This window comes from Arthrobacter sp. B3I9 (assembly GCF_030816935.1).
Lineage (GTDB): Bacteria > Actinomycetota > Actinomycetes > Actinomycetales > Micrococcaceae > Arthrobacter.
Map to the genome: position 1 here is coordinate 1,837,777 of NZ_JAUSYO010000001.1, position 16,478 is coordinate 1,854,254.

Genomic DNA, 16,478 nt, shown 5'->3' on the forward strand with positions numbered 1-16,478 from the left:
AACCCCATCGATTGCTCCGTAACTGCCGTTTTCACCCCTCAAAAGGACGTCTACGGAGCAATGGATCATCGATCCGCCGCGGGACCTGCGGCTGGTAGGAAAGCTACTGCCGGCGGTAATACCCGGCGAGGCGCGCCAGGCCCTCGTCGAGTGAAACGGCGGGGGACCAGTCCAGGAGTTCGCGGGTCTCGCGCTGGTCGAACCAGTGGGCGGTGGAAAGCTGCTCGGCGAGGAACCGGGTCATCGGCGGCTCCCCGGGCCGGCCGGACCGGGTCCACGCTTTCTCCACCACCGACCCTGCCACCCGGGCCAGCCTGCCCGGCAGCGACCAGGACGGTGCCGGGACCCCGCCTGCGGCGCAGATGCCCGCGAGCAGCTCGCCAATAGGGCGTGGTTCGCCGTTTGTGACGACGAGCGCCCGGCCGTGGACGTGCTCCATGCGGTGCAGCGCGGCGACGATGGCTGAGGCCGCGTTGTCCACGTAGGTCGTGTCGATCAGGGCCGCCCCTGCATCGAGCAGCGGCAGGCGGCCGCGGCCGGCGCGGTCCAGCACCCGTTCCACCAGCTGTGTATCGCCGGGGCCCCAGACGATGTGCGGGCGCACCGCCGCGACGCGGAAGTCCGGCGAGTCCGCGGCCAGCGCCAGCAGCTCGGCCTCGGCCTTGGTGCGGGAGTAGTCGCCGTGCGCGCGGGCCGGGTCCGCCGGCTCGGCGCCTCGTCCGGCGATGGCGGCGCCGGAGTTGGCCACGGAGGGGGAGGAGACGAACACCAGGTCCCGCACGCCGGCCTCGCGGGCGGCATGGAGCAACCGGCGCGTGCCGGCGACATTCACGTCATCGAACTCTGCGGCGCGGCCGGTGAAGGACACCTTCGCGGCCAGGTGGATCACGCCCTCGGCACCGGCGACGGCGCGACGGACGGCATCGTCATCGGTGACGGAGCCGGAGAGGTCCGCGGCACCGGCCACGCCGGCGGGACGACGCTGGAAGGTAGTGACGGTGTGGCCCTGGCGCACCAGCAGCCGGGCTACCTCGCGGCCAAGCAGGCCGCTCGCGCCCGTGACCAGCACCTTCACGGCGTGCCCGCCCTGCCGCCGGCCAGCACCGCCGAAGCCCACCGGGACAGTCGGGTCCTGTCGATTTTGGCGTTGTGGCGGATGTCGGTCGGCTGGGAGGGGACGGCAAGCACGGCGGAGACGCTGACGCCTGCCCAGCGGGCCGCGTCCCGTACGCGCCCGGCGAGCTGCGGCGCCGCGGGGCCGGCGCGGCGGGCGGGAGGCACGGTCTCGACGACGGCGACGACGGCCTGCGTCCCGGACGGACCGACGCCCACGACGGCGGCCAGCCCGACGCCGTCCAGGTGTTCGATGGCCTGCTCGGCGCCCACGGGCGTGACGGCGGCACCCGGAGCTGTCACGACGTGCGCGAGGCGCCCCTCCACCCAGAGCCGGCCGGCGGCGTCGAAGTGCCCGACGTCGCCGGTGCGGTGCCAGCCGGCGGTGCGGACGCTCTCGCGCTGGGTCAGCCAGAGCCTGTCGTAGGCTTCCTTCACATGCGGGGCGCTGACGAGGATCTCGCCGGTCACTCCCGCCTCGGTGACGGGCCGGTTCCCGGGTGCGGTGCCGTCCGCGGCGAGCGGGATGACGGCCACGCGGGCGCCGTGCACCGGCAGGCCCACGCACACACCATTGCCGGCCCCTGCCACGGTTCCGGCGGCGGCGTCGGCTTCCGCGGCGCGGATCTGTTCGAGGCTGATGTCGGTGACCGGCAGCGCCTCCGTCATTCCGTACGGCGTGTGCAGCGAGGCCTGGGGCATCAGCCGCTGCACCTCTGCGAGGAGGGATGCGGGGACGGGCGCGCCGGCCGAGAGCAGCAGCTCCACGCGCTCCAAAGCCTCGCGCCCGGCCTGGCCAACGCCGCCCTGCGTCGCCAGGACGTTGCGCAGCGCCGCGGGGGAGGCAAAGACCACGGTGGCATCGATGGCCGCGGCGGCGTCCGCCAGTGCGCGCGCCGTCAGGGTGCGCGGCGCCGTCACGTCCATGGCGGGCGTCACGGAGACGGCCCCCAAAGCCGGTCCCAGCAATGCGAAAGGCGCGAAGCCCGCCACCAGGCGGGCGCCGGCGCGGATCCCCAGCGTCTCCGCGACGGTATCCCGCATCGCGGACAGCTGCCGGTGGGTATACAGGACACCCTTGGCGGGGCCGGTGGATCCGGAGGTGAAGAGCACTGCCGCGGGAGCGTCCGGGTCCGGGTCCTGGTCCGGGTCCTGCGCTGCCTGCGTGGGTCCTGCCTGGAGCTGTCCCCTGCGGGCCAGGGCGGCGAGGGAGGTCTCCACACTGAAGAGCCGGCGGCGGGCGGCCGGCAGGTCCCGCAGGCTGATGCGCCGTCCCGGCCAGCCGAGCACAGATGCAGCGGCGAGGGCCTTGTCGATGCCGATGAGGAAATCCGGGGTGGCGCCCTTGACGGCGCGGCTGAGGCCGCGGGTGCCGAGGCCGGCATCGGCAACGACCACCACTGCACCCAGCCGCAGGCAGGCGTAGAGGACCACGGTCAGGTCCACACCGGGTGGGACCATGAGGCTCACCCGGCTGCCCCGCCGGACACCGGCTTGCCGGAGGCCCGCGGCGAGGGCGGCGACGTTGTGCTCCAGCTCAGACCAGCTGAGCGAGCGGGAAATCCTGCCGTCGGCGGCCATTTCGGCAACGGCGGTGTCGCCGCCGGACGGTCCCGCCGCGAGTTTCGTGAGCGGTGCCCACAGCGGCGGGAGCCCGGTGCCGGACTCCGGCGATGGGGAAGCCGCCGCCGGGGAATCGGCGGCCATGGAAACCCCTGCCGGGAAAGCGGCAGCTCCATTGTCCAGGCCGCACCCGGTGAGCCACTCGAAGACGGGAGTGGCAATGTCCCGGTCTTCGGCCACCAGGTGCCCGGCACCCTCGAAGCGGTGCACTTTCGCGGACGGCAGCCGGCCGACGAGGTCCTTCAGGTACCGGTCCGAAAAGATCGGATCCCGCGGGCCCCACAGCATCAGCACCGGAACCTGCAGCCCGCGCAGCCCTTCAGCGACGCGGTCCAGCGCAGGGAAACTGGGATGGGACGCGTCAACCGGAATGTCCGCGACGAAGTTCCCCACGCCGGTCCGGCGGCCGGCGCCCCGGTAGGGGGCCATGAAGGCGCGGCGGACCTCCGGGGCCAGCGGCGGGTGGGCCAGGGAATGGGTCACCCGCAGGAAAGCGTCCGACGTCGTCGTGCCCCAGCGGTGCACGCCCGGGTGCAGGGCGAGCCGCAGCGCCGGCGGAATGGGGGAGCCAACGGGCTGGTGGACCGCCGTGTTGGTCAGGACCACCCCGGCGAGCTGCTGCGGATGGGCCAGGGCCCAGCCCGCGCTGATCACGCCGCCCCAGTCGTGGCCGACGGTGACCGCCGGGCCGTCCAGCCCGAGCGCGGCGGTGAGGTCGCCGAGGTCGGTGATCCGGTCCTCCAGGCGCCGGAACGTGCCGGTCCGCTCGGAGAAGCCCATGTCCAGCTGGTCCACGGCCACCACACGCCACGGACGGGCGGGGTCGGATCCGGCGGCCAGCAGCGTCCGCCACAGGTAGGACCAGGTGGGATTGCCGTGCACGCACAGCAGGGTGCCGGCAGGAGTTATGCCCCGGCGGGAGAGCTGGGCGCCGTTATCAAGCAGGTGCCAGCGGCGCACGGTGCCGGGCCCATCTGCGGCGGCGGTGGAGGGCACATCGATTTCGCGTGACCACTCCGGGTCGACGCCGGGCCAGTCGGCGGCTACCAAACGATTTCCACCATGGCGGTGTTGAGGCCCGAACCGACGCCCATGCACAGCACGCGGTTCCCGGCCGCGAGGTTCTGCGCTTCGGCGGCCAGGGTCATGGGGAGCGAAGCCGGGCCCACGTTGCCCCAGTGCGGGAACGTGATCGGCACCTTGTCCGGGTCCAGGTCGATGGCTTCGATGATGGCCTGGGTATAGGCATTGCTCACCTGGTGGGTGACGTACCGGTCCATGGAGGTCCAGTCCCACTCCGGCTGCGCCTCGTGCCAGGCGTCCATCACGAGCTGCAGGCCGCCGTCGAGCAGGCCCTTGGTGTCGGTGGCCATGCCGTCGATGCCGCCTACGCACAGCTCATGGTGCTCCGTACCGGCGCGCATCACGCCGCCGACGATCCGGTGCGCCCCCGGGTGCTGGTCCGCCGGGCCCAGCACGGCCGCAGCGGCTCCGGAGCCGAGGGTCAGCGTCGCGAACTCGCGGTTGAAGTCGTCGCGGGTGGTCTCCGGCCGCTGCAGCCGGGCCAGCGTGGCCTCCTGAGTGGCCTGGGCGTCCTCACCGTTGACGATCACCGCATACTTGATCTGGCCGGAGTCGATCATGTTGGCGGCCAGGGTCAGGCCGTTCACGAATCCCAGGCAGGCGTTGGCGAGATCGAAGTTCATGGCTGACGAGGGCAGGCCCAGTGCGTGGTGGATCTTCACCGCCACAGACGGTTCGAGGTTCCGCCGGGTCACGGAGGTATTGATCAGCAGGCCAACCTCCGATGCCTCGATGCCGGACTCGGCCAGGGCTTTGGCACCCGCCTCGATGGCGGCGTCGTCGAATGAGGTCCCGGGCGCCCACCAGCGCCGGTGCGTGATACCGGCCACCCGCTCGAGCAGCTTGGGGGGGAACTTCAACCGGCGCAGGGTCGACGCCAGCTTGTGGTCGAACTCCATGGAACTGACGATCCTCGGAGCTTCGACGCTGGTCACCGAAAGCAGTGCGGTGTTGTGGTGCCGGAACGTTGCATTCCCTATCAAATCAAGCCTCTGTTCGTCTTCTGTCCTGCGCTCCGGCGGGTCACCGCTCCGTCAAGCACAAGCCCAAGGGCTTAACTATGCACCGAGTCGTTACATTCCTGCATATGCAAAACGGGACATGTGCCCCGCTTCTGCCGCGGTCCTGTGCGGAATTGTCTCGGCCCCGCAGTAGATTGTAAGTATGCGTGGCTGTTCCCACCATCCACGTCCGCCGAGCAGGAGAACCGAAGCACCTTGCACCTCAAGACCCTGACCGTCCGGGGATTCAAGTCCTTCGCATCCGCGACGACTTTTGAATTCGAGCCAGGCGTCACCGCCGTCGTGGGCCCCAACGGATCCGGCAAGTCCAACGTTGTGGACGCCCTGGCATGGGTCATGGGCGAGCAGGGGGCCAAGACGCTCCGCGGCGGCAAAATGGAAGATGTTATTTTTGCCGGGACGTCCGGGCGGCCGCCGCTGGGCCGCGCCCATGTTTCCCTCACCATCGACAACAGCGACGGCGCCCTGCCGATCGACTACAGCGAAGTCACGATCTCCCGCACCCTGTTCCGGACGGGCGGCTCCGAGTACGCCATCAACGGGGCCGGCTGCCGGCTGCTGGACATCCAGGAACTCCTCTCGGACTCCGGCCTGGGCCGGGAAATGCACGTGATTGTCGGCCAGGGCCAGCTGGACAAGGTCCTGCACGCCACCCCCGAAGACCGGCGCGGCTTCATCGAAGAAGCCGCCGGGATCCTCAAGCACCGGCGGCGCAAGGAAAAAACGGTCCGCAAGCTCGAAGCCATGCAGGCCAACCTGCAACGGCTCAGCGATCTCACCGGAGAAATCCGGCGCCAGCTGACCCCGCTCGGCAAGCAGGCAGCGGTGGCCCGGCGTGCGCAGACCGTCCAGTTCGAAGTCCGCGACGCCCGCTGCCGGCTCCTCGCCGACGACCTCGTGCAGCTGCAGTCCGCACTGGCGCAGGACGCCGCGGACGAGTCCGCGCTCAAGGCCCGCCGTGCCGTCGTCGAGCGTGACCTCGAGAGCGGCCGGCAGCGCCAGGCGGGCCTGGAGCAGCTGGCCGCCGAGGCGACCCCGAAGCTCAACGCGGCCCGCGACAACTGGTACCAGCTCTCGGCCGGGCGGGAACGGCTGCGGTCCCTGGGGTCCCTGGCCGAGGAGCGCCGCCGCCTGCTGGGCACCGCGGACGCCGTCCCGGACTCCGGCCGGGACCCGGACCAGCTGGACCGGCAGGCCGCCCGCGTCCGCGCGGAACAGGCCGCGCTGGAGCAGCAGATCCTGGACCGGCGCGGTGCGCTGGATGCCGCGTCTGCCGCCAAGCAGGAGGCGGAGAACGCCGCAAGTGCGGAGGACAAGCGCCTCGCGGCCCTTCTCCGGGCCGCCGCCGACCGGCGCGAGGGCCTGGCAAAACTCGCCGGCCAGGTGGGCGCGGCGCGCTCCCGGGTGGAGTCCGCGCAGGCGGAACTCGGCCGGCTGCGGGAGTCGCAGAAGGCGGGGGAGGAGCGCCGCCGGCACGCCCAGAGCGAGTTCACCGCTCTGGAGTCGCAGGTGGCCGGGGTGGAGGAAGGGGAGGAAACCCTCGACGCCGACTACGAGGACGCCAGTGCAGCCCTGGATGCCGTCACGATGGAAATTGACGCGCTGAAGGCTGCCGAACGTGATGGCGAACGGGAACGTGGCGCGCTCGTGGCCCGCCGTGACGCCTTGCAGCTCGGCCTCAACCGCAAGGACGGCGCGGCCCATGTGCTCGGCACGGGCCTGCCGGGCGTCCTCGGCGCCCTCGCCGGGATGATCACGGTGGAAGCCGGATTCGAGGCCGCCATCGCCGCGGCCCTCGGCGCCGCCTCCGACGCCGTCGTGGTGCGGGACGGGGAGGCCGCCGCCGCCGCGGTCCAACGCCTCAAGGAGGACGACGCCGGACGGGCGTCACTGCTGCTCGCGGAGCCTGCCGGGGTCGACCCGGGACGCGGCCCCGCCGGAGGGGACATCGCACAGGACGCTTTGCCGCAGGGGGCGCGGTGGGCGGCCGGCCTGGTCACCGCCAGCGCTCCGGAGGAGGCCCCCGGACTGCCGCTGGCCCGCCTGCTGGCGGGCGTCACCGTCGTCGACGACCTTGACGCCGCCGCGCACCTGATCTCGGAGCGGCCCGGGCTGACAGCCGTCACCAGGGCCGGCGACGTCTTCACCGCCATGACCGTCAGCGGCGGATCCGCCAAGGCACCCTCCCTGCTCGAGGTCCAGGCCGCCGTCGACGACGCCTCCGCGAAACTGGCAACGGTGACCGCCGCCCTGGAGCGGAACCGCTTCGCGCTGTCCGCCGCGCAGGCGCGGAAAGCCGAAGCGCAGGAGCGCGCGGACGCCGCCCTCGACAAACTCCATGACTCGGATGCCCGGCTGGCGGCCGTGGCCGAGCGGCTGGGCCACCTCAATTCCGTGCTGCGCAGCGCCGTGGGCGAAAGCGAACGGCTCGCCGCGTCCCTCGCCAAGGCCGAGGCGAACATTGCCGGGGAACAGGAGGCGCTCCAGGCTGCCGCTGCGCGGCTCGCCGCCGCCCAGGAGGTGCCGGCCGAGGAGGAGCCGTCGGCGGAGCAGCGCGATGCCCTCGCGCTGGCCGCTTCGCTGGCCCGCAATGCCGAAATGGAGGCACGGCTCGCCCTGCGCAGCGCCGAGGAGCAGCTTGCGGCCACCCGCAACCGGGCGGCCGCCCTGGAACGTGCAGCCGCCACAGAACGCCGTGCCCGCGAGGAGGCCGCGGAACGGGCCCGCCGCCGCCGGCTGCAGGCCGGACGTGCCGCCGCCGTGTCCGCGGCAGTGGAGCAGGTCATCGGCTTCATCGACGTCTCCGTGGAGCTGGCACGCCAGGAGCGAGACAGTGCTGAAGAGCGGCGCGAACTCATGGACCGCGAACTCGCCGAGGTCCGCACCGGCAACGATGCCCTGGCCCGCGAGCTCGCCGAACTGACGGACTCCGTGCACCGCGACGAACTGGCGCGTGCGCAGCAGCGGCTCCGGATCGAAGCCCTGGAACTGAGGAGCGTTGAGGAACTGGGGCTCACGGCGGACCAGCTCGTGGCCGACTTCGGTCCGGACCGGCCGGTGCCCGTGCCCGCAGCGGAATCCGTGGACAAATGGGCCGCCCTGCGCGCCCCCGTGGATGAGGAAGGACGCGAGATCGTCTCCGGCGTGCCCTTTGTCAGGGAAGAACAGGAAAAACGGCTCAAGCGGGCCGAACGCGACCTCTCCGCCCTGGGCCGCGTCAACCCGCTGGCCCTCGAGGAGTTCGCGGCGCTGGAGGAACGCCACCAGTTCCTGAGCTCCCAGTTGGAGGACCTCAAATCCAGCCGCAAGGATCTGCTCGACATCATCAAAGAGGTCGACGAGCGCGTGCAGAAGGTCTTCGCCGAAGCCTTCGCGGATACCTCGGCGCAGTTTGTCCGCGTCTTCGCGCGGCTGTTCCCCGGCGGCGAGGGGCGGCTGGTCCTCACCGACCCGTCGGACATGCTCACCACGGGCATCGAGGTCGAAGCCCGCCCGGCCGGCAAGAAGATCAAGCGGCTCTCGCTGCTCTCCGGCGGTGAACGCTCACTGACGGCCGTGGCCTTGCTCGTGGCGATCTTCAAGGCCCGGCCCTCGCCGTTCTATGTCATGGACGAGGTGGAAGCCGCGCTGGATGACACCAACCTGGGCCGGCTGATCACCATCTTCGAGGAACTGCGCGAGTCCAGCCAGCTGATTGTCATCACGCACCAGAAACGCACCATGGAAGTTGCGGATGCGCTCTACGGCGTCACCATGCGCGGGGACGGCGTCTCCACTGTCATCAGCCAGCGGCTCGGCGCGGACGCCTGAACCGGCTGCTGCGCGCGGACGCCTGAACCGGCGGATGCCTGAACCGGGTTCCCGGCCGCCGGATGCGCCGCCGTTCGCCTCCGCGGCCCCTTTCCCGTTTGTGAGAAGCTAGGGGTGTGAACGACATCCTCCCAATTATCCTGCCCATTCTCGCTGCCCTGGTGGTCCTCGGTGCGCTGATTCCGGTGCTCCTGAAGACCCGGAAGAACATCACGAACTACCCGGGCACCCGTGATGAGAACGACCCCGTGGTCCCCGGCCAGCGGGCCGGATCAACAGCCGTCGAGGACTGGCCGGCGCCGACGCGGGAGCGGGGGGCGCCCCAGGGCACCGACCTCGAGGGACTCGAAACGGTCGAGGTGCCCGATACCGTCGCCGGACTCGAAACAGTTCCGGTGGAGACCCCGCTGCCGGTGGCCGGCCGCCTGGTGCGGCTGCGGGAACGGCTTGTGAGGTCCAACAACGTCTTCGGCAAGGGCCTGCTGGTGCTGCTCTCCGGGGACAAGATCGACGAGAACGTCTGGGACGAGGTGGAGGAGACCCTCCTGCTGGCGGACCTCGGCACCGAGCCGACCATGCAGCTCGTGGACGCGCTCCGCGAACGGGTCAAGGTCCTCGGCACGCGGTCCCCCGAGCACGTCAAGGCACTGCTCCGCGAGGAACTTATCAAGCTCGTGGACCCCACGATGGACCGCAGCCTGCGCGTCGAGCGGCAGGGCAACAAGCCTGCCGTCGTCCTCGTGGTCGGCGTCAACGGCGTCGGCAAGACCACCACCGTCGGCAAGCTTGCCCGCGTCCTCGTCGCCGAGGACAAGGACGTGCTGCTGGGCGCCGCGGACACCTTCCGCGCCGCCGCCGCAGAACAGCTGGCCACCTGGGGGCAGCGCGTGGGAGTACCCACCGTCAAGTCCGACGTGCACGGGGCGGACCCGGCGTCGGTCGCCTATGAGGCGGTCAAAGCCGGCATCGACCAGGAAGTCGACGTCGTGATGATCGACACGGCAGGACGGCTGCAGAACAAGGTCGGCCTGATGGACGAGCTCGGCAAGGTCAAGCGGGTTATCGAGAAGCTCGCCGAGGTGGACGAGGTCCTGCTGGTCCTGGACGCCACGACGGGCCAGAACGGCCTGAACCAGGCGCGGGTCTTCGCGGAGGTCGTCAACATCACCGGCATCGTCCTGACCAAGCTGGACGGCACCGCCAAGGGCGGGATCGTCGTCGCCATCCAGAAGTCCCTCGGCGTCCCGGTCAAGCTCATCGGCCTCGGCGAAGGCGCCGATGACCTCGCACCCTTCGAGGCGGAAAGCTTCGTCGACGCCCTGCTCAACTGACCCGCTCAAGGGAGCGGCGTCAGTACGTGAAGTGCAGCACCGTGGCAGTTCCGGCCGTCAGCTTGAAGGCCTGCGTCGCGGATCCGACCTGGAAGCCCGGAACCGTGGCGCGCTCGTCCGGCGGCGTCGGCTCGGACTTCGCGCCGTCGATCAACGTCTGGTCCTCGGCCGTGAAGCTGGTTCCGGTCAGCTGCGTCATCGTTCCGGTGCGGGGCTTGCCCGGCAGGGTCAGCGTCACATCGGTCTGGGCGGCCTTTTGGGGGTCGTTCTCGTTGACCAGGACTACGGTGGTGCTGCCGTCGGCGTTCTGCAGGGCGTAGCTGTACATCAGCCCGCCGCCGCTGCTGTCCCGCTTCAGGAACTTTCCGCCTTCCAGCTCGGCAACCATCGAGATGCCGAAGAAGTTGGCGCGGCCGGACATCTGGCCGTTGCCGTCCGGATACGCGCCGGCGCTGCAGATCGCGGACATGGGCGGGCCGCCTTTGCAGGTCTGCAGGGAACTGTGGAATCCGACCCTGGTGATCCCCAGCTGGGCGGCGTTGAGGGTGTAGTCCACCGTCCACAGGGCCGAGGCGTGCGTGCGCGAGGTCTCGTTCGAGCCGGGGCAGGCTGCAATGCCGGTCTCGGGAAGCCAGGTTTCCAGGCCGGCTGCCTGGCCCACCTTGACGGCGCTCAGCTGGTAGTCGTTCCCGCGGACGTGCATGAGCTCGCTCATCAGGTTGGCCATCGTCGGCGAGGCGGTGGGGTCGCTGCCGTCGCAGCTGTACAGCGGGTAGTTGTGGAAGGTGAAGATCTTTTTCTGCGGGATGTCGGCGTCGATGAACGGCTGCCACCATTTCTGGTCGTAGGCGCCCGGACCGGCGATCGGCACGTCGGGGGCCACGGCGTAGATGGCGTTTGCGTACGCCTGCATTTCCCGGATGTACTGGTCCACGGTGTATCCGTTGGTCTTCACGTCTTTATAGACGAAGCCGTTGGGCTCGTTGCCGATAGTGATGCTGAGCAGCCGGTCCCCAAAGATCTGCGAGGCGTACTTGACCATGTCGGCTGCGCGGCCCGGGTTGTAGTGGCCCAGGTCCACGGTGAGGGCGATGGCGGCATCTCCGGCCACGAGGAGCTTGTTGACCCGGGTGAGGTCGTCCGGCCCCACGGCCCGAACGGGGCGGGTCTTGTCTCCCGTGTAGCCGGCCGGGATCGCCTCGCCGGTGGAGGTCCAGAAAAACCGGCGGTCCACGGAGTTGCCGCCGAAGCGCAGGACGGGCTTATCGATCTCCTGCAGCAGCTTGACCATAGTCGGGTTGGTCTCGTCAAGCGCGGGATCACCAAGGTCGGTGGCCTCCAATGAAATGCCCGTCAGGCCCTTGTTCAGGGACGTGCCTACCGGCTCAGCCGTCACGTTCACTTTGAGGGGTTCCACCGGTTCCAGCCGCGATCCCGGCGGCGGCCCGGCCTGCTCATAGTACGTAGGGGCCGGCGGAGTTTCCGGCGCTTTGCTGACGCTGGCGCTGGCCGGGCCCGCAGGCTGGGGTGCCGGCACGCCGAACGTCATCGGGATGACCACCGCGGCGGCGGCCACGACGACGACAATTCCGCCGGCGGCGATCAACCGGGAACGCTTCCTGCTGGCTGCGTCGCCCGGGCTGGGAGCCGATCGATCCGCAGGTGGTTGGTCGATGGGCGCCATAAGCCAGTACCTCCGGAAGTTCCTACACGTCGGACCAGCTTAGCCAAAGGCCCGGGCCGGCCACGGACCGCAACCGGCATCCGGGGAGCTCAGGTCAGGGCTTAGCCGGGTTGCGTTCACGCAGGGTTTCCCGGGCCAGCAGCCAGCCCGCTGCCGCGGCCACCAGGATTCCGCCCGTGACACCAAAAGCCCAGCCGTAGCCCAGGCGGTCCGCCAGCAGCCCGGCACAGACGGGCCCGATGATCGCCCCGCTGTCCGCCGTCATCTGGAAGACGGCGAGGACACGGCCGCTGGAGCGCTCATTGCCCACCACGTCGGCGACGGCGGCCTGTTGGGCCGGGCCGAGCAGGCCCGCCCCGATGCCCGCCACGGCTGAGGCCACGAGGAACCAGAGCAGCTCGTGCGTGGAGCCGATGGCTGCCGTGGCGGCGCCGGTGATCAGCAGACCGGCGAGCATCATCGGCTTCCGGCCCAGGTCGTCCGCGAGCCTTCCGGAGACGGTCAGCGCCGCGGCGTTGCCGCCGGCGAACACGGCCAGCGCCCAGCCGGCGGACCCTGGCCCGGCGCCGAGGGCGGCCACGGCAAACAGGGGGACCGTGGCCATCCGTACGCCGAATGTGGCCCAGCCGTTGGCGAAGCTTGAGAACAGCGCAGCACGGTAGGCGTTGTCCCGCAGGGCCTCGCGCAGCTCCATGGCCGGAACGCTGCCGCCCTCCGCCCGGGAAGCGGCGGGAACGTGGCTCAGCTGGGTCTGCACCACGAGCGCGGCGAGGACCAGGGCGGCCGCGTATGCCAGGAACGGGATCCGGAGGCCGAAGCTCGCGAGCAGGCCGCCCACAATCGGGCCGCAGACGTTCCCGATCAGGAAGGCCGAGGCGTAGGCCCCGGAGACGCGGCCGCGGCTTTCCGGCGGGGCCAGCCGGATCACGAGCGCCATGGACGCCACCGTGAACATGACCGATCCCGCTCCGCCCAGGCCCCGGAAGACCAGCAGCTGCCAGTAGTCCTGGGCAAAGGCGCACGCGGCGGTGGAGGCTGCCACGATCAGCAGTCCGGCCACATACACCGGCCGTTCGCCCAGCCTGACGATCAGGGCCCCGCCCGCGGGAGCAAAGACGAGTCGCATGAACGCGAAGATGCTGACGATCACGGCGGCGGCCGTGGCTCCGACGTCGAACGTCGTGGCGAACTGGGGGAGGACCGGCGCCACCAGGCCGAAGCCCAGCGCGATCAGGAAGGCGGCGACCAGCATCACCTTGATGTCACGGGGCAGCCGCGGGCGGCTTGGGCGCGGGCCGGCGGCCTCGGCCCGGGAATGACCGGCGCGGCGCGGGGTCTTGCTCATGATGCTGCGGACCTCGATCGGTTAACGCGGATGTAAGGGGTGAAACATAACCGTAACAAAGCGGGAACGCACCATTTACTTGCGGGAGGTTCTTGTAACAACCCGGCAATCTAAATCCTGCGCCGGCGAAACACGGCGGGGCAAAACTCTTCTTAGAACGCAAACCGCGTTGGGACAGGCGGAGTGATCCGCAGCATCAACCAAGATCGCATCTAAGCAAGGGAGGACGTGCACCATGGAACTTACCGCAGGTCACGTATGGCTGATGGTGGCGGCGGCACTCGTGCTGTTCATGACACCAGGGCTCGCATTTTTCTACGGCGGCATGACGCGCGCCAAAGCCGCACTGAACATGATGATGATGAGCTTCATTTCCATCGGCATGGTCGGTGTGGTCTGGGTGCTCTGGGGCGCCTCGATGAGCTCCGGCGAGGGCTTCCTGGAGATTGTCGGGAACCCTTTCGCCACCTTCGGCCTCGAAGGGATCACCACCCCGGACGGACTGATCAAGGTCGGCTACGCAGCCACCTTCGCCATCATCACGGTGGCACTGATCAGCGGTGCGATCGCTGACCGCGCCAAGTTTGGTGCCTGGAGCGTGTTCGTTCCGGTCTGGGTCACCCTGGTGTACTGCCCGCTGGCCTACATGGTCTGGGGCGGCGGGCTCTTCGGTCCCGAAGGCGCCATCGGCCAGGCGCTCGGCCCCGCGATCGACTTCGCCGGCGGCACGGTCGTCCACATCAACGCCGGCGTTGCCGCGCTGGTCCTCGTGCTGATCATCGGCAACCGCAGGGGCTTCGGCAAGGATCCGAACCACCGCCCTCACAACATCCCCTTCGTCATGCTTGGCGCGGCCATCCTCTGGTTCGGCTGGTTCGGCTTCAACGCTGGAGCCGCTACCACCGCGGAGCAGGGCGGCCTGATCTGGGTCAACACCCTGGCAGCCCCGGCAGCGGCCATGCTCGGCTGGCTTGTCACTGAGCGGATCCGCGACGGACACCCGACCTCGCTCGGCGCCGCCTCCGGTGTTGTGGCCGGCCTCGTTGCGATCACCCCGGCCTGTGCCAATGTCAGCCCGGTCGGCGCACTGTGCCTCGGCGTGGTGGCTGGCGTGGCCTCCGCGCTCGCCGTCGGACTCAAGTTCCGCTGGGGCTTTGATGACTCACTCGACGTCGTCGGCGTCCACCTTGTGTCCGGCATCATCGGTACCGTCGCGTTGGGCTTCATCGCCCTGCCGGCCGACGGCGTCGGTGGCGGGCTCTTCTACGGCGGCGGTTTCACCCAGCTCTGGGCACAGCTCGCCGTGGCCGGCACCGCGATCGTCTACTCGGCAGTCCTGACCGCCGTGATCGCGTTCGCCATCCACAAGACCATGGGCTTCCGGGTTTCCCAGGAGCAGGAAGTTGTGGGCGTGGACCTCAGCCTGCACGCAGAAACGGCCTACGAATTCGGTGTTGGCGGCCACGGCGGAAGCTTCCAGCCGCTGCATGAACTGATCACGGGCCGGCAGCAGGACGAGGACGGGGCAATGGCTCCGGCCGGCCCGGCGTCCAACGACAAGAGCACCGCAACAGGCAAGGAAAGCGTGGAGGCATGAAACTGATTACAGCAATCGTCCGGCCGGAAAAGCTCGATGCCATCCGGGAAGGCCTGGAGGCCTACGGGGTGCAGGGCCTCACGACCCCACGGTCAGCGCGGCCAGCGGCTATGGCCGGCAGCGCGGCTACACCGAGGTGTACCGCGGAGCCGAGTACAACGTGGACCTGCTGCCCAAGATCCGGGTAGAGGTCCTGGCCACGGACGAACAGGCGGACGATATCCTCGATGTCATCATCGCCAGCTCGAACACCGGCCGGGCCGGCGACGGCAAGGCCTGGACGATGGATGTGTTCGAAGCGGTGCGGGTCCGCACCGGGGAACGCGGGGCCGCCGCCATCTAGGCCTGACACAGAAGCCCTGACACAGAAGCGGGCCGGTTACCTGACAAAGGTAACCGGCCCGCTTTTGCATGCCTTGTCTTTTGCGTGCCTTAGGTGGTCCAGCCCTCCGGACCTGATGACCCGGCGCGGTACTCCTCCAGCGGAACGTTGCCTTGGGCCCACGCCTGCAGCACGGGATCGACAATGCGCCAGCAGTCCTCCGCGGTGTCGGCCCGGACGGACAGCAGGGGGTCGCCGGTCAGGACGCCTTCCAGGACTTCGCCGTAGGGCAGGAGCTCGGAGGCGCTGAGCTCGGCCTGCAGCGTGACCCGGTCAAGGTCCAGGACGTTGCCCGGGCCGTTCACATCGACGTCGAACTGAAGAGTGTCCGGTCCGAAGCCGATCCGGAGCTGGTTGGGGGCGTCCACCCCCGTGAACCCCCGGGGCAGGTGCGGCACGGGCCGGAACGTCACCACGGCTTCCTTGCGTTTATCGCCCAGGGCCTTGCCGGAGCGCAGGATGAAGGGAACCCCCTGCCAGCGCCAGTTGTCGATGTCCACCTGGACCTCGGCAAGGGTTTCGGTGTTCCGGCTCGGGTCCACGCCTTCTTCTTTCGCGTAGTTTGGGATCTCGCGCCCGGAGATGGAGCCGGCGGTGTACCGTGCGCGGCGCGTGCTCTCCGTATAGGGCGGCTTGATGCTGCTGGCGCGCAAAACCGTGGCCACGGCGTCGCGGAGATCACGCTCGTCAACGGACGCCGGCGGTTCGATCGCCATCAGCGCCATGATCTGCAGCAGATGGCTCTGGATCATGTCCCGGAGGGCGCCGGCGCCGTCGTAATACCGGGCGCGGCCCTCCAGGGCCAGGTCCTCATCGAAGATGACCTCTACCTTTTCGATGTACTCCCGGTTCCACACGGGTTCGAGGAAGGTGTTCGCGAAACGCAGGCCCAGGATGTTCAGCACCGTGGCCTTGCCCAGGAAATGGTCAACCCGGTGGATGTGGTCCTCCGGCGCCAGGGTGGCTAGAACCTTGTTCAGGTGCCGGGCGGACTCCTGATCGGAGCCGAACGGTTTCTCCATCACCAGCCGGGTCCCTTGCGGCACCTGCTCCGGGGCCAGGGCCTCGCAGGCCAGCTGGCTGATCCGCGGCGGGAGGGCGAAGTACACGGCCACCGGGCCCGCAAGCTGCCCCAGGAGACCGGCGAGCTGTCCCTCTGCGGTGACGTCCAGCTGGTGGTAGCTGGTGGTTTCGCGGATCCGCTTCAACTCGCCCCGGCCGTCCGCCTCCGCCTCGGAATCGGCGGCGGCGAAGGACGCCTCGACGCGTTCAAGCCATTGGTCCTCGGTCCACGGGTCCGAACCCGCGCCCACCAGCGTGAGGCCCTCGGCATGTCCGCGGGCCACCAGCCGGGCCAATCCGGGCAGCAGCAGCCGCCCGGTGAGGTCGCCCGAGGCGCCGAGGATGAGCAGTGTTTTCACAGTTGTTTGGCTGGTCACCCTGTCAGCATGCCATCTTCGAGGCGCGTCTTGGTACCCTAGATAGTCG

At 69.7% G+C, this 16,478-nt stretch carries 9 protein-coding genes and 1 pseudogene; 4 read left to right on the plus strand and 6 right to left on the minus strand.

Annotated features, from left to right (window positions below; translation table 11 throughout):
- Window positions 1–103: 103 nt before the first annotated feature.
- The 3 genes from QFZ65_RS08620 to QFZ65_RS08630 are packed head-to-tail and all read right to left on the minus strand — an operon-like array spanning window position 104 to window position 4,802.
- Window positions 104–1,075 carry an NAD(P)-dependent oxidoreductase gene (locus QFZ65_RS08620; protein WP_306909715.1) on the minus strand — a complete coding sequence of 324 codons (972 nt, stop codon included), beginning with the start codon at window positions 1,073–1,075 and terminating at the stop codon, window positions 104–106.
- The gene (locus QFZ65_RS08625; protein ID WP_306909716.1) at window positions 1,072–3,786 is read right to left on the minus strand and encodes an alpha/beta fold hydrolase; all 2,715 of its coding nucleotides are present in this window, start codon (window positions 3,784–3,786) and stop codon (window positions 1,072–1,074) included. The genes QFZ65_RS08620 and QFZ65_RS08625 overlap by 4 nt, the downstream gene beginning before the upstream one ends.
- A complete protein-coding gene (locus tag QFZ65_RS08630; RefSeq protein ID WP_306909717.1) occupies window positions 3,780–4,802 on the minus strand; it encodes a 3-oxoacyl-ACP synthase III in 1,023 nt (340 codons plus the stop codon). The genes QFZ65_RS08625 and QFZ65_RS08630 overlap by 7 nt, the downstream gene beginning before the upstream one ends.
- 234 nt (window positions 4,803–5,036) lie before the next feature.
- Here QFZ65_RS08630 and smc point away from each other — a divergent pair, with 234 nt between their 5' ends.
- Entirely contained in the window at window positions 5,037–8,651 is a 3,615-nt protein-coding gene (gene smc, locus QFZ65_RS08635) for a chromosome segregation protein SMC (protein WP_306909718.1), read from the plus strand.
- A 116-nt stretch (window positions 8,652–8,767) separates the two neighbouring features.
- Complete coding sequence (gene ftsY / locus QFZ65_RS08640; protein WP_306909719.1) at window positions 8,768–9,982, plus strand: signal recognition particle-docking protein FtsY; 1,215 nt, start codon at window positions 8,768–8,770, stop codon at window positions 9,980–9,982.
- Window positions 9,983–10,001: 19 nt separating this feature from the next.
- Here ftsY and QFZ65_RS08645 read toward each other — a convergent pair whose 3' ends face one another.
- Together QFZ65_RS08645 and QFZ65_RS08650 are read right to left on the minus strand one after the other, a co-directional pair.
- Complete coding sequence (locus QFZ65_RS08645) at window positions 10,002–11,588, minus strand: hypothetical protein (RefSeq protein ID WP_306909720.1); 1,587 nt, start codon at window positions 11,586–11,588, stop codon at window positions 10,002–10,004.
- A gap of 172 nt (window positions 11,589–11,760) precedes the next feature.
- On the minus strand, window positions 11,761–13,011 hold the full coding sequence (locus QFZ65_RS08650; RefSeq protein WP_306909721.1) for an MFS transporter: 1,251 nt from the start codon (window positions 13,009–13,011) through the stop codon (window positions 11,761–11,763).
- A gap of 235 nt (window positions 13,012–13,246) precedes the next feature.
- Here QFZ65_RS08650 and QFZ65_RS08655 point away from each other — a divergent pair, with 235 nt between their 5' ends.
- Complete coding sequence (locus QFZ65_RS08655; RefSeq protein WP_306909722.1) at window positions 13,247–14,608, plus strand: ammonium transporter; 1,362 nt, start codon at window positions 13,247–13,249, stop codon at window positions 14,606–14,608.
- Window positions 14,605–14,951 (plus strand): annotated as a pseudogene (locus tag QFZ65_RS08660) (P-II family nitrogen regulator). Before QFZ65_RS08655 ends, QFZ65_RS08660 begins: the two are co-directional and overlap by 4 nt.
- Window positions 14,952–15,040: 89 nt before the next feature.
- Here the strand turns inward: QFZ65_RS08660 and QFZ65_RS08665 are convergent.
- Complete coding sequence (locus QFZ65_RS08665; protein WP_306909723.1) at window positions 15,041–16,429, minus strand: glucose-6-phosphate dehydrogenase; 1,389 nt, start codon at window positions 16,427–16,429, stop codon at window positions 15,041–15,043.
- Window positions 16,430–16,478: the final 49 nt, after the last annotated feature.

Bases quoted from the DNA above. Each gene is read 5' to 3' on its own strand.
- QFZ65_RS08650 (WP_306909721.1), bottom strand. From the start codon at position 13,011: ATGAGCAAGACCCCGCGCCGCGCCGGTCATTCCCGGGCCGAGGCCGCC.
- QFZ65_RS08655 (WP_306909722.1), top strand. From the start codon at position 13,247: ATGGAACTTACCGCAGGTCACGTATGGCTGATGGTGGCGGCGGCACTC.